This is a genomic window from Desulfogranum japonicum DSM 18378, assembly GCF_000429945.1.
GTDB classification, from domain to species: domain Bacteria; phylum Desulfobacterota; class Desulfobulbia; order Desulfobulbales; family Desulfobulbaceae; genus Desulfogranum; species Desulfogranum japonicum.
The window spans coordinates 172,293-186,615 of record NZ_KE386994.1; the positions used below are offsets into that span (position 1 = coordinate 172,293).

General features: G+C 42.8%; 9 protein-coding genes and 1 pseudogene. All 10 read right to left on the reverse strand.

Going from position 1 to position 14,323, the window contains the following annotated elements; genetic code table 11:
- Nucleotides 1-124: 124 nt before the first annotated feature.
- Entirely contained in the window at nt 125-1,333 is a 1,209-nt protein-coding gene (locus tag G493_RS31205; RefSeq protein ID WP_051309908.1) for a YibE/F family protein, read from the reverse strand.
- Nucleotides 1,334-1,459: 126 nt separating this feature from the next.
- A complete protein-coding gene (locus tag G493_RS0124610) occupies nt 1,460-2,896 on the reverse strand; it encodes an alkaline phosphatase (protein ID WP_205623755.1) in 1,437 nt (478 codons plus the stop codon).
- A gap of 411 nt (nt 2,897-3,307) precedes the next feature.
- The gene (locus G493_RS0124615) at nt 3,308-5,059 is read right to left on the reverse strand and encodes a GGDEF domain-containing protein (protein WP_035275875.1); all 1,752 of its coding nucleotides are present in this window, start codon (nt 5,057-5,059) and stop codon (nt 3,308-3,310) included.
- An 845-nt stretch (nt 5,060-5,904) separates the two neighbouring features.
- Nucleotides 5,905-6,873, reverse strand: a complete 969-nt coding sequence (locus G493_RS0124620; RefSeq protein ID WP_161629890.1) for a metallophosphoesterase — start codon at nt 6,871-6,873, stop codon at nt 5,905-5,907.
- 448 nt (nt 6,874-7,321) lie between these two features.
- Nucleotides 7,322-8,644 (reverse strand): hypothetical protein, encoded by a 1,323-nt coding sequence (locus G493_RS0124625; RefSeq protein ID WP_028582477.1) that lies wholly within the window; start codon nt 8,642-8,644, stop codon nt 7,322-7,324.
- 1,001 nt (nt 8,645-9,645) lie between these two features.
- The gene (locus tag G493_RS0124630) at nt 9,646-10,350 is read right to left on the reverse strand and encodes a hypothetical protein (protein ID WP_028582478.1); all 705 of its coding nucleotides are present in this window, start codon (nt 10,348-10,350) and stop codon (nt 9,646-9,648) included.
- A 267-nt stretch (nt 10,351-10,617) separates the two neighbouring features.
- Nucleotides 10,618-11,997, reverse strand: coding sequence for a transposase (locus tag G493_RS31210; RefSeq protein ID WP_084813763.1), 1,380 nt, complete (start codon nt 11,995-11,997; stop codon nt 10,618-10,620).
- Nucleotides 11,998-12,574: 577 nt separating this feature from the next.
- Complete coding sequence (locus G493_RS33655) at nt 12,575-12,727, reverse strand: hypothetical protein (RefSeq protein WP_153306666.1); 153 nt, start codon at nt 12,725-12,727, stop codon at nt 12,575-12,577.
- A 659-nt stretch (nt 12,728-13,386) separates the two neighbouring features.
- Nucleotides 13,387-13,503, reverse strand: a pseudogene (locus tag G493_RS34540) (IS5/IS1182 family transposase); the annotation flags it as partial.
- A gap of 248 nt (nt 13,504-13,751) precedes the next feature.
- A complete protein-coding gene (locus G493_RS33660; protein WP_153306667.1) occupies nt 13,752-14,261 on the reverse strand; it encodes a transposase in 510 nt (169 codons plus the stop codon).
- Nucleotides 14,262-14,323 lie beyond the last annotated feature (62 nt).

Here is a 14,323-nt window from a genome sequence, read left to right on the forward strand (position 1 = left end):
CCCGGAAAATACCATACCCCATGCAGGCATGCAAGCATATTATGCGCAGGTTATATGGTTGTTAGTCGGTCTAAAAAAGGTTTATCCGTTTTGTTCAGGTTACATGGCTGTTACCGGCGGGCAGTTATTCTTTGGGATCAGCGCAAAATATGGCTGTGTTGGATGCCCTCTGATTTTTTATGGGCAATACTGGTTTTTTCAGTCGCCATAGCGGTTTGAGTACACCGGTAATAATAACAGCACCAATGATGGCTGTCAGAGGGGCAACCAGTACGAGGCCAATGCTTCCTATCAGGGTGCGAACGATTTCTGCGGCCACGATTTTGAGGTTTATCATACGCATTATGCTCGGTTCCTTGATTCTGAACACCATGAGCAAGGTGAAATAGCCACCGGAATAGGCTAATAGAAGAGTTGTTGCCATGGTGCCGATGACATGGCGTCCCACTGTGAATCCTGATTGCATGAGTTCAATCGGTTTGATCTCAGGCTTTTTCCTGTAGATTTCGTCCATGGATGCTGCAATATCCATGGCAATATCCATGGCAGCGCCGGATGCGCCCAGCAGAATTGCTGAATAGAGAATTTCCTGAATATTTAGATTGCTGTATCCACTGAACAGAAGCACAGTGACATAGGGTTGGGTGAGGCCATGCAATCCGACCTTGTCACCAAAAATAAAGGTAACTCCGAGGGTTATAAACAGTCCACCGAGAGTTCCCAGGAAAGCAGAAGTACCTTTTCGGTTAAATCCGGCAACAAGAAAAATAATCACACCGGAAAGCAGCATGAGCGTATAGCTGGTGATCTGAATCGGATCATGGCCTGCAAGAATGAGCTTGATCAGGAACTCCCAGAGGATGAATACCGTCAGCACGAAAGATATCAATGCTTTTATGCCAATGGTTCCTGCATAGAGAAGAAGGGCAAGCACAAATATGGCAAACAGATATATAAGTACATCCTGCCGGTAGAGCTCAACTGCTTTGACATGTGTGATCTTGCCGCTATCTGTTATGATGGCTACAATAATTGTATCGTCCGCCTTAAAGTTGTTTTCCAGGTCCATCTGACCAATAAGATTATACGTTGCGGTCAATGTTCTGTTTTTGAACCGGCCTTCCAGAATTTGAACTTCCAGTTCCTGCGTGCCCAAGCTGGACAAACTGGAAACCCGCACATCGGAGTTATCTATTGAAATTACTTTGGCTTTTACCTCGAGAATCCCAGCGTCTTTTTGTGCGCTGATTGTGTCTGTGTAGTGATAGTAGCCGAAAATTCCTGCAAGAGTCAGGAGGAGCAAAAGCGTGTAGGAGAAAAAATTCTGGAACATGGCTGCTAGTAAGGTCGGATATTTTGCAGATACATTTGATAGAAAAAGCCTGCTCCCCCCTTTACCTGAATGCGGCTCAAGGGGAACAGGCTGGTTATATTTGCAGGGAACGCGTGAAATACGAAATCAGATACTGAAGCCGAGCACCTTTGCCATGGCTTTGGCTACCTCTGTATTGTCTTTGTAACCGCCGAACTGTTGGGCGTCGACACCTATGGCAGACATAGGCACCATGGAAGCTGTGTGAATGGTGGTGGTCCAGGAAATGTTTGCCCGCTGGGAAAGAATATGAGTTGCAGCAATTGCAGCAGGATCATATTTATAATAGCCGAAAGTTTTTCCTGCATCAGACTCATCCATCCCTTTTTCAAGCATTGCTTTTTCTTCAGCAGTCAGATTGTCGAGTCCATATGTAGTGTTGAGCATGGTAAGGAATGCTTCTCTTTTGCCTTGCTTGTATTCTAAGCCAGCACCGTTAAAGATATTGTCTTCAATGGAAGCTTTAACATCCAGCAATTGTCCCATGTCCAATTTGTAGCCTTGAGAATCGAATCCCAGTCCCATGCCGCCGGTTTCATGGTCGGCGACAACAACTATCAGTGTTTCTTCAGGGTGCTGTTTATAGAAATTGTAAGCTTTGTCGATTGCCTTATCAAAAGCAATGGTGTCATAAATCACTCCTGTCGGATCGTTGGCATGTGCGGCGTGATCTATACGACCACCTTCGATCATCATGAAAAACCCATCCTTGTTTTTTGAGAGAACATCAATGGCAGCCTGGGTCATGTCTGCAATGGAAGGACAGTCCTGGAATTTGTTTTCACGATCAATCTCGTACGGCATATGGGTATAGGTGAAAAGTGCCAGTACTTTCTCCACCTTGTTAAAATCAGTAGCATTGAACTTTTTAACACCTTCTTTGCCGATAAAAGTATCGTAACCTTTGGCGCTGAACTCCTTTACAAGATCTTTGTCATCTTTTCTTTTGGATTTAATTGTGTGGCCGACAGCGTCACCATTTGCAATTTTTACATCTTTAGGAATGAAGTGGCGAATACCCCCGCCTGCAAAGAAATCAACACCGCTGTCCAGATAATCTTCGGCTATGCCATTTTCGTCGTTTCGGTCAGGGGTATGTGCAGCGAAAGCGGCAGGGGTAGCATGGGTAATCCTGGTTGTTGTGATCAATCCGGTTGACATTCCGTGCTTTTCTGCTTCTTCAATAAGGGTTTCCAGATCTTTGCCGTTGGGGTCTTGACCGATATACCCTTTGTTTGTTTTGTGTCCGGTTGCCAGGGCTGTTGCAGCAGCAGCTGAATCGGTGATCAGGGTATTGGTAGCATAGGTCGAATTGAGGCCGGAAACTGGAAAAGTATCCATTAATAGTTTCTCGTCAGTTTTACGGTCCTTTTCTTTCAAAAAAAATTCGCTGAATTGACGTTGAGCTGCGCCCAGACCATCACCGACCATGTAAAAAACATATTTTGGTTTTGCTGCATAAGCAGGTGAGGTGATCAGGACTGCGGCCAGCAATAAGCCCGAAATTTTGTTCAAACGTTTCATTGTTATCTCTTGTTTATGTTGTAAGAAAAAATATGCTGCCTCAGGAACTGAGCAATATTAGACTTTCTGCTTTAGGAGTTATTTTGGTTTTAATTAAGAACTGATTAGTCCGTGTCTTTCTATAAGGGGCGCGGGAAATGATAAATATCAAAGAATTGCGCAGGATATCGGTTTGGTAACATCGTCGCGTCAATGGTTCCATACTGGCCGTCTTGAGCCATTGACGCTTTGACGTTACCGAGTTGAGAGACAAGCAAGGTTGGATAATGTATTTTTGCGTGACCCTAAATGAAGATTTCCGCTCAAAGCGGGTGTGCGAAAACTCCGAAGCAGATTAAAATATTACCACAGGCATATGGCTGACAGCGGAGTCTGAGTTTACCTTTGAGGATCAAAGGTGGAAGGAGCCTGTCAAAGTTCTTTTTCAATTCCTGTGGGGGCTTTAAGATAACGGATATGCATACTGCTGCCAGCCTTCTTTTTTGCTTCATGTTTTGCCAGAGATGCTTCTCCCGGGAGGTCGATGGAGTAATAATCAAGGCTTTGCGGCACTACAACCGCACCGACGGAAAGAGACATAATGGCGTATTGTTGTCTCTTGCCGTTTCGATCGCATGCGTCCAATGTGTCTCCTTGATGCCCCTCGTAATAGCTTGAAATAGATTTGTCAAAAAGAGTGAGAATATTTTCTACTTTTGATCGCCAGTCAACTGACCGGAAGATAAGTATAAAATCGTCACCACCCACATGGCCGACAAAGTCAATTTTTTCATCGCTATTCGACACCAGAAGATCGGAAACAAATCGTATCACTTTGTCACCCCTGGCAAATCCGAAAAAATCGTTAAATGGTTTGAAATTATCCAGGTCAAAATAACAGACTACATATGGCTCGTTCTTGTTGGAAATATATTGCAAATGTTCCTGAATCGGCACATTTCCCGGCAAAAGAGTAAGGGGATTTGCATAACGTGCCTGTATGATTCGTAATTTGGTAATTTCGTGTAAAAGGTCTATTAATTTGCCTTTGCCAAGGAGTTTGCCGTTGTCCAAAATGATGAATTCATCTGTGTATGTGTTCAGAGCTGTTGTCAGGCGGTAACTAACCTCTTCAAGGGGAAGGTGTTTTTCGACCTGAAGGGTGTTTCGATTGATAAACTTGGCAATGGGTTGTTTGCCATACAGATCTTTTCCGTACATACTGGCATATATGTTCATGAAGTCACTGCGAAGAACCATGCCGAGCACATCATTGTTTTGCAGGATAACAACAGATTCCAATTCAGGTGCACCGGTAAAGATATCTCCCACTGAATATACATTAACAGTGGCCTGAACAGGAAACGCCGGTTTAGCTAGTTCTTCAATGGTCATTTTTTCGAATGAACCAGCAGTGCGTCTGTCCCGGCGGAAAATTTTTGGAGCAATGGATTTGGGTGGAACTCTGGCTGGACGACAGAAATAATATCCCTGTGCCATTTCTGCACCGATTTTTCGAATAGTTTTGTATTCTTCCAGGCCTTCAACACCTTCTATGATAACTCGTATACCCAGGTCATGGGTATGTTTTAGAACTGTTGATATGAATCGTTGTTTTTGACGATCTTCATCGATTCCTGCAATAACGTCTCTATCAATTTTAACAATATCAGGCCGCGTTTCAGACCAGAGTAATGCTTGAGAATATCCATCACCCAGATCATCCAGTGCTATAGCAAATCCACTTCGGCGATAATGTTCCATGGTCTGTCTGATAAGCATTACATCGTCAATGGGATACGTTGCGGTAAGTTCGATGATAATGCGACTGGGATCAAGTCCTGCTTCACGTGCCGCGTCAAGCGTTGTTTTTTTTTCGGATTCCCTGTTGAGTATGGTGGCCGGATGGGTATTGAGAAAAAGAAAGCCAGGTAAAAGCATGTTTGAAAACTGTTCAAACACCAGTTGACGGGTGAGGTTGTAAATGTCTGACAACATTCCAGAATGCTGAGCAATTTCAAACAAGCGTGTCGGTGAATGAAAAAGGGTTCCAACCGGTCCTCGGATAAGACCTTCGTATCCATATATATTTCTTTGTTGCAGATGAACAATTGGCTGGAACGTAACTGTTATTTGCTGATGTTCTATGATTTCAGCTAATTCTTTCTGAAGTGATCTGCTCATGTGTATATCTTGAAATACCTCTCTCCAAATGCAGTAGGGTCATTGGCACATCTATATTTATCTCGTTAGTTGGATGTTAGCAAAATGTTAATTTATATTTTTGCTTGGAGCTGGAGAGGAGGGGTGCTCCGCCAGTGAAGGGGATAGGAAGGGGGGGCTGGCGGAGCACTGTACAGGGAGTACGTATCCTGCAGGACTCAGGATGTATACAGAATACCCGGTGTTTGTTCAGGATTTGTTATTATACTGTTCAGTTTTATTGATTTATTGGCGTGTTGATGTATATTTTGGTCGCCATCGGGATAGGGGACAGGTAATAGCTTGAGAAAACAGAGTTTGTTCGATTTTTTATATAGTCTGATAGGGGCAACCCTGAGAGGGTGCCCCGCCAAAAGAGGTGGAAGGGAGAGGATGGTAATTGGCGGGGCATGACAGAACTGTGAAGAATTCTTCCAATATTGGGGGGGGAAGGAAGAAAGGTTCACCTTTGTTTAGGATTTTTGTCGATTTCGATCAATTATCCTGATATAGATAATGTCAGATCTGCCAAGGAAAAGCAAGAAAAAAATTGATGTGTTCCATATATTTTTTTTATATTAAGTGCGCGTTGTGATTTGTTCCTGATCCATTGGTCGTAATTGTCCGCCTGTTCCCTCCCTGGAGTTTCCTTATTGTCTTTTATTCGCAAGTATAAAATCTGGAAGACAAAAAACAAACCCTTATCTCCCCCCCAGAAGCAGGGTAACCTGCATTGGGGGGCGCTTTTGATGTATTCTAAGTCTGTGAGATTCCCAGAGGGGAAGGACTCAGAGTAAGGGGGAAAAGTGATTTGCCACAGATTTTTTTTACAGGCTACAGTGCAGTTCATAAGAGGGCTGTCGACCATATCCATGTATTGTGACAGTATATTGAGATGGATTGCCATTGCTTACTTCAATCAACGAAAATTGGTTGTCAGCTTTTTTATCATAGCCGTCTGAGGAACTGGTTTCCAGCCAGCTACGGGTATCGCTCACTCCAACATTGCCGTGCAGCACTATATAATGAATGCCTTTAATATTGGAATAACCTCCCTGGTGATCATGGCCGGAGAATACCGCCAGCACTTGGCCGTCATCCTCGAAAATTTTTCGGATTTGAGAAGCGTTTTTTATGTTGTGATCCTGTTCATCAACCCTATCCATGGTTTGGTGGGTAAAGACAATTGTTGGCAGGTTGCTAGCTTTTAAATCGTTTTTGAGCCATTCCGTCTCCTGTTCAGGAATAAAGGCATCCTTCCAGGTCCAGAATGTATCTTCAGGGGTATTCATGTCAAAAGCCCGATGAGGAGCAGTATTTGTATACCCTGCATCAAGTACGATAAAATGAACTCCGCCTGCATCCCAGGAGTAGTAGGTTTGCCCCTTGTCTATGCCTTGATTGGTGATGGAAGAAAGAAAAAGTTCACGGGTAACATTGTCAAATTCATGGTTCCCCAATACATGATAAGCTGGACCACTGAAGGATGTGAATTGTTTCTCAAGTTCCTGCAGATTTTGTTGCGGATCTTTCTGCTCAGCCAGGGTGTCCACAAAATCTCCCAACTCGACAATGAATTTTGCCTTGTCTGCCTCCATTGTCTTAATGAATATATGTCCCTTATCCAGAGATGCAGAATATTTTCTTGTTGCTGTATCTGGCTTGTTTGTGTGATGCATGTCGGTGATAATACCAAAACGTACCAGTGGGGTATTTTGTGCATGAGAGCTGTTAGTCATCGTTACAGTCATTAAAAGAGCAGCAGCCATTGGGGCAGCTATTTTTAAGTGATTCATTTTGGGCACCCTGTAATAGTATGGGAAAAGGAAAGATGATGTCTGCCCATTAATGAGGATTTTTTGATCAAGTTTAAGGCATGCAATACATTTTACCGCAGACATATACTTGATATCGGAATCTACGCTTACCTTCGAGGGTACAATTTTGAGCATACGCAAAAAATAGGTAGGTAATCGAGGAACGAAACTCCGAAAAGACCTTTTATGGACAGGCACAAGTTAAGTTGTAACCATTTACCGGCCTAACTTATGCCCTGTTTATGTTATGGAGCTGTTGGTTTTTAGCTAGAAAAACATGATTTTATGATATTCGTCAGGTTAACGACACTATTTGGTCAGGCGATGCATTTGTTGATTGTCCTGCCGGACATTGGTTGAAGCTCAGAATCCCTTTACCTCCATCCCTTGCAGCTACTACACAATATACATGAGGAAGAAATACGTGCTAAATCTGATTATCTGGTAATCGCTCAATATTGGCAACAGCACGAAGTTTATTCTGGTTCAGCTCGCCGAGTGTTATCCGGAGGGATTCTCCGTTTCTATGGGCTAGTTTAAACCAGTTGCGAATTTCATCCTCAAGAACTTCTTCGCCCACACCTCTGGTTAGGCCTGGCTTGTTTACGGCATTATCCAGTCTGCCTGAGTTTATGAAGGTCCAACGATCTTTCTGGCTGGATATTATACCTGTGTGTCCTTTTGTCTGGGTTGAGAAGGAAAGTATCTGGCCGTTATGTAGAAGTGGTTTCAGCTCTCTGTATAACTCTGAAGCATTATTGTGCCAGTTCGTATTGTTTGTATATTTTTTAGATAAAACCGTTGATCCGGCTACCTCAACAATGCCCTCGCCATTAAGATAGGCATTGGCAGCCATTCCCCGGTCAAGCGCCATACTTGTTAGTTTTGAGTAGAGGCCATTGGGGCCACCATAGGGGATATCCAGTTTTTTCAATCCATTGACAAGAAGTTCGTAACAGTTGATTTCTTTATACGATGTTCCTAAATATGGTTGTACTGCCTGGCTGAGGTCTGCGGCTGGTACAGAGTCAGTCGTAATTTTTCTGCTCGTTGAGTTATGTATTGGATATGTAGTCTTCTGTGTCGTGACCTCTGCAGGAGTTGTGCGTGTGGTATTATGCCATGAAACTTCTAAAGTTACCGGATTGAGAAAAATTTCAGAGCCCTTTTGTACGCTATGAAAAGGTTTGTTCCCGTTTACCTCTTGACCTAAGATTTTCCAGGTTTGCCCGCTGAAGCGAGTATCGCGATGCAAAAGATGAGAGACAGTGGGTGTGGAATCAGTAATAAAACCCAGGCTGATAGTTTTCTCTGCTTTGGAGGTCGCGGTTACTTCTGCTGCAGATTCCGTATTAACGCCTGCAGCTAAACCGGTGGAATTATGTACAGGGAGGGTTTGCTCTTGCTCTGCTTCTCCCCAAGACAGCTCACGTGACTCTGGATTAAGAAAAATTCGGGTACCCGGAGAGATTGCCGTATAGTCTTTGTCTTGGTTGCTGCTGTTGCCAAGAATTTTCCAGGCAATGTCTTTGAAGTCTCTATTTTGAAGCAACAGCTGGGAAACAGTTGGAGTTTGTTTGGTGATGGTTCCGATTTCAATCTGAGCCGGAAGCTTCTGTTGCTGCCCTGAAGCCTTCTTCTGTAACGCAAACGTACTGGAAAGTACTTTGTCAAAGGACCCTGCTGGATTGCTGGTTTGCCCTTTAATGACTTGTCTGCTGGATGCCTGTTTCGTTTCTTGTATATTCATTGTCCTGTAACAAAACGTAACGAGTAGCTGGGAATCATGTATGGTGTGATTCACCCGTTTATCTTTATGATGCAAATATTGCACCATGAAAGTTCCCGTATCGCATGAGTCTACGATGTTATACGTCCGATGTAGTACAATATTCAATTGTTACGTTTAGTTTAAGGGCAACGGAAAAAATACATTATCGAACCTTGCCTGTCTCTCAACTTACTAACGTCGTAGCGTCAATGGCTCAATACGGCCAGTATGGAACCATTAACGCGACGACGTTACCAAACCGATATCCTGCGCAATTTTTGGATATTTACTATTTTCTGCGACTCTAAAGTTGAAATCACAGATTCCTAGAAGTCTGTCGGAGAGAGTTCTTTCCCCATATTTGTGGTATTTTTAGAAAATTAATGATCACAACATCGACTAATATGGCTGTCCTTGATTTCCTGTAAATACCTTAAACTGTGAAAAAAAAGCAGCTCTCCGGCAGACTCCTAGGCGGTTTTTTAAAGAGAGGCATATATTTGACAGGGAAATGATACGACATCGTGTATTGTGAAAAGACAATTTTTTGTCACGTTAAACGTCATAAGGATTGTTGAAAATACACAGTTGTGGAGGAGGCCTCGCCTCCTCCACAACTGTGCTAAAGCGCCTTTTTAACGATGTTTAATAAATTGCAATCTACCTGATTATTTCGGATTTAGGGGTGGTAAATAAAACAACTCAAAAACAGCTGGTTAAAGCGTCCAAAATTTCCCTTTCCAACGTCAAAGAAGTCAGTAGCGGGATATACATCACCTGTAACTTCTTGATTTTGTGTAGGCGAAAATCTTCTCCCGACAACCTCCTGGACAGGGCTCCCCTAAATCCGAAACAATCAGCCTTAATACAGGTCAGTAGCAAAACATCTTAGTATCAATTCTTTTAGAGTTGTATCCGCCATTAAATTATTGTCAAAACTGTACTTCACTAAAAGTCCACATACTTCAATTTCGTCTGAATTACTTTGCATCTTGAATCACCATTGATTTATTCTTTTTTCTCCAATACATACTTCCTAATCGATACATTTCTCTTCTAAACAAATTTCTGTCAGTTTCTACTGTGTTGACCTTCGCATAGCTAAAAAGGACCCTGTCGTCGAATCTATAAACTCTTAAGTCACCAAGCCCTCCTCCCCCCTCAAAGGGGCTACCTCCCAAGGACCGAACCCCCACCATTGTACTGTAGCCAAGGAAACGCCTAGAACGGGCGATCTCTTTTTCCTTCCTATTGTCCCAAACACGAATTTCATCGCACCAGACAAATCTTTCAGAAAAACTCGATAATCTGACACGTTGTAAAGAAACCATGTAATTAAATTGTGGTAACAAAGATCTAGAGGAATATTTTTCAGCCCGGCTTATGATTTTCTGAATTTCTTCTTCCCTCAGCTTCTCATATTGCTCCTTAAGCGGTTTAGCGACTGGCTCCAACTCTTCCCGTATTCTCTTCCAGAGTGCCGTATTATCTTTACCTAAATCAGGCAACTGGAAAGCTTGTGCACTTAATTCAGCTATCTCTTTTTGCTGACGCTCCACTTCTGGTCGAATTTCTTCACTTTTCTGAAAATCTTCAGGAGAAGCACGGTAAACATAAATATCCCCATCTTCTCCTTTCAGGCCAAGAACTTTAAGATGAACACCATCAAGATAATTTCTGACCATCAAGTATGCGCCATGACTGTCAAAACCACAGCAATTCCCGCTATGGCAGCGTCTGAGCGCAAAGCCTGTGCGAAATTTGATTTTTTTGGGGTAAACTTCTCGGTTGAGCCATTATTTTCACCGTTTCACAGCAACTGAAGCTTTTAAGCTTAAAAATCCAGTGGATTGAACCCAAAAGATCTGTTTTTTGAGTATACGACTCCGTTGCCTTCGCGGGTATCCGCCAAGGAATGCTCTTTGACATATTCTGTTTTTAGAAATAGTTCGTCAGTCGGTCAGTGGGTTGACCAGCTTCACTTTTTCATATCCAAAGGCAATGGCCCGGTATATAGTTTCCATGGAATCCACCGTAAACATATGGAAAACGCCCCGCACCTTTTCCCACAAATCACGTTTTGACCCGCAATTCCTCAAGGCCTCCTGATAAAGCCAACAACTTATCTGACAGGCCTGGTCAATCAGGAAAGCCAGCATCATCAGGGTCGTAAAGACGCCGCTGAGATGTTTTTTTCCCAGCCCATAATTGTGGCCAAGGTTGTACCCTTGATTTTTCAGAGTATTAAAAGTCTCATTTTCAATTCGCCACCTTGAGCGACCGGCTCGCATGATATCCATGGCATTGTCAGTGGTTATTTCCAGGTCAGTCACCCAGGCGAACCTGTTTATAACATTACCTTCCTTGTCAACCTCCCAATGTTCCATGAAATTAACGAGAAGATCCTCGTTAGAGGCGTTCAGTGGAACCTGATTGATAAACCGGAAACAGTGAATAATGTCGCTGTTTTCAGGATCCTCCAATGTCAAATCAGTCACTTCTCCACGCTCGGCAGCCTTGTCCACATGGGCAAACAAATGCTCATGATCCCCTTCTTTGGCGCCAAGGATAAAACGGATATTATGGCTTTGCAGGTGGCGAATATGTGGACTGTTACTACTGAGACCATCCTCCAGGGCAATGATTTTCAGGTGTGGATGATCCTCTCGCACAGCATCCCAGAAGCGACCGGAAGCATTCCTTTCACAGTCGTTTTTGGTACTCCCGTCCTGTTTGGTAATCATCTCCGGGTAAAGAGGGACAACCTCTTTGCGGTCAGGGTGAACAATGGCAGCTGCATACATTTGTAGGTAATATTTGGTTTCACCGTTACGAGTAACTTTCTTCAGGCAGTAATCCGACGACACCTTGGATGAGGAGTAGTAGCCTGTACCATCGCCGCTGATCAGATAATGACCGTCCAGAAAAGTCATATTCTCAAGGGCTTTGCCTCGTTGAAGATGCTTGAAAACAGTTCGGAAAGCTGGGCGCAATACGTTTGGAGCTATATCATCAAGTGCGGAACGCATTTGGCTGTCGCACGGTATACGACCGACGCCATATATAAAGTGCAGGTTTTCCGGCTCTTCCTGTCTTCGCTTTTCAAAAGCCAGGAGAGACGGGTCCTTAAGATGGAACATGGCCAAAGCCGACATCATAACATCAGTAAGTTCTATTTGGCTGTTTTTTGCTCTGTGATCCTTAATCCTGGAGAATTCCTCCCGGGCCAAAGCAATCAGGGCATCTGCGTTAAGATTTTTGCGCACGGTTCGTTTTGGTTGTCTGGTTGGTAAGTGGACAGCAATAGTATGGTAAACCTTTGACTTAGTCATGACGATATCCTATGTAAATAATTGTTGTTACATAGAACATCAAAATTCACGCCTTTCAGGTCATGTCAAGGTATATTTTCAATATTTTGTTATAAATTTAACTTGTTATGCCGCATATGCAGCAGAATGTTTACGAAAGCTAAAAATCACTATCACGAAAAAACAATCAATTAGGAGCATAGCGGGAACTGCTGTCAAAACCAGGCCACACCTGATCGTCCCAATATACAGAATCAGGATTCTCCACAACTTCTTCAATGTTCTGCAAAGGAGTATTTAATACAGAATAGTATAAAAAAATCGCCTTAAGTACAAACACATCCCAAAATGGGATACAAATAATAAATATTGAAAAAATAACCTTTCCTTTCCATCTTACACCTAGTCTGTCCAAAGCAATAATAACTACAAATAGGAAAGGTAAATAAAATAAAAAAATAAAAATATAAAACATATCAATGCCATTTCAAAGGATAATCAAAAAAGAAAAAATAATTTGCCACACATTGCAATTTTACATCATTGCAATTAACCATATGGTTTTATGTATATTGCAAATAGACCATAGTTATATCTTTTAAAACACCACACTTATCTTCATCAACAGTATAACTTTTAAAAACACTACAATCTTGTTGTTAAAATATACAGCTACCACCAGTTCAACAACAGTCACCTTCTGTTCATGGGCAATAAATGCTACCATCTGAGCAAGTACCTGATCATCCACTGACTCAGAAGTCCAATATAGCTTTGAGGAGGAAATTATACCAGAGATTAAGAAAGAAGCGCACTGCATCATGGTAACTAGTGTCATTAAAAGTGGTGTTAAAGATCATCTGTTTTATGTTAGTGATCCGATTAATTTTGGAATCAGTCAGCAAGGTTAGAGGCAATCTCTCTCAGTTCTCTATTTCTATGGAAAAAGTGAATGATTCAAATTGGAAGATATGTTCAGATTTTCCTGAGGGGAAACAATCGACTAGCCAAGGAGAGTCTATCCCATAGTCATCACATCATCAAGCATGCCACGTGGAATGACAAGCCAAAGATTTTACAAGATTAACATTGGCGTTGGGGACATTAGGAATTTTTCAAGCAACCCAAAGTTAAGATTTCTCCTATATCTCGTCGACCTGATCCTGCAGGATAGACAGTCTTTTTGCTTTGTTCCAATAACCATTCTTATTGGCGTTTAATTTGAGCCGGGCTCCTTGTTTGCAGGTCCGTTGGCATTTAATTCGAGCCTATTAGCAGTTAATGTTAGCCCGGCCCCTTTCTTATTGGCAAATAATTCGAGTCGAGATTGACTCTGTTTGCAAGTCCTGGGTGTTATATTTGCAAGTCGCTACAACTATCTTTTGGTCGAAAACTTTTTATTGAAGCTCAGGCTTCAATCAAGGTGCCATCAACGGTAAAATGCTCCTCAGAAAGGAGTTCTTCTGATTCAGCCTGTTTGATGATCTCCTCCAAAAAAAGAACTGCGACATCTATATTCAATATGCGTGTAGATTCTCACCCAAGAAGCTAACAAGTTTCTCTCGCATCGGCACCTGTTCAGTTGTAAAAGAAGTTGGCGTCTGCTTGCCAGTTGCTGAAGTTCATTATCCAGGGGCCCGTCATCATCATTTCGATGAAGAAGGCGGCTGATAATGCCGTAACGCCAAACGGCAAGTTCTGTTTTGTCCGGTGATATCATGTTACCTCCTGATGTTAAGTTAAAATCCAGGACATAACACCACATCTCCTTGAAATTAGATAGGTTTGTATTGTGTTGGTAAAGCCTTCGGCCATCTGTTTGGGTAAAATCTCCGCGAAAAATCTCGGGTGAAATCTACCCAGTGCTCGGCGGCGTTGTCTTGCAAAGCAGCCCCCCAATCCGCCACTTTTTGTTCATGGCTGAGCCAATGGAAAAATTGATGACAGAACGTACCGAGACGTTTTGCTCTGCCGGGGGTGACATTAAGATGCCTGGCCATGGAAGCCAGGGTCATCTGTTGCCTGGTGAAGAGCTTATGGCAGAGGAGTACCGTCTCGTAAAAATGACGAAGAACGGGAAGCAAAGGATACGGCTGGACAGAAAATGTTTTCCTGGGACAGCGTTGATATTTACAGAGATAACGCTGAATACGGATTTGGCAATTTTCTTCAGGGTGTGCCCTTTTATAGCTGCCATTGCGGATCGTGACCCTCATGGCGCATTGAGGACAGCGAATGGGTAATTCTTGCTTGCTGAACTGGTCGTTTTCAAATATTTTGGACATGATAAGAGGGGTGGGTTGAGGTGATAATATTCGCTAAAATACTATCTATACCACATCCCCCC

Excerpts from the sequence above, each read along its gene's own strand:
- G493_RS0124610 (WP_205623755.1), bottom strand. The coding sequence starts at position 2,896 with ATGAAACGTTTGAACAAAATTTCGGGCTTATTGCTGGCCGCAGTCCTG.
- G493_RS33660 (WP_153306667.1), bottom strand. The coding sequence starts at position 14,261 with ATGTCCAAAATATTTGAAAACGACCAGTTCAGCAAGCAAGAATTACCC.
- G493_RS0124615 (WP_035275875.1), bottom strand. The coding sequence starts at position 5,059 with ATGAGCAGATCACTTCAGAAAGAATTAGCTGAAATCATAGAACATCAG.
- G493_RS0124620 (WP_161629890.1), bottom strand. The coding sequence starts at position 6,873 with ATGAATCACTTAAAAATAGCTGCCCCAATGGCTGCTGCTCTTTTAATG.
- G493_RS31210 (WP_084813763.1), bottom strand. The coding sequence starts at position 11,997 with ATGACTAAGTCAAAGGTTTACCATACTATTGCTGTCCACTTACCAACC.
- G493_RS31205 (WP_051309908.1), bottom strand. The coding sequence starts at position 1,333 with ATGTTCCAGAATTTTTTCTCCTACACGCTTTTGCTCCTCCTGACTCTT.
- G493_RS0124630 (WP_028582478.1), bottom strand. The coding sequence starts at position 10,350 with ATGGTCAGAAATTATCTTGATGGTGTTCATCTTAAAGTTCTTGGCCTG.
- G493_RS0124625 (WP_028582477.1), bottom strand. The coding sequence starts at position 8,644 with ATGAATATACAAGAAACGAAACAGGCATCCAGCAGACAAGTCATTAAA.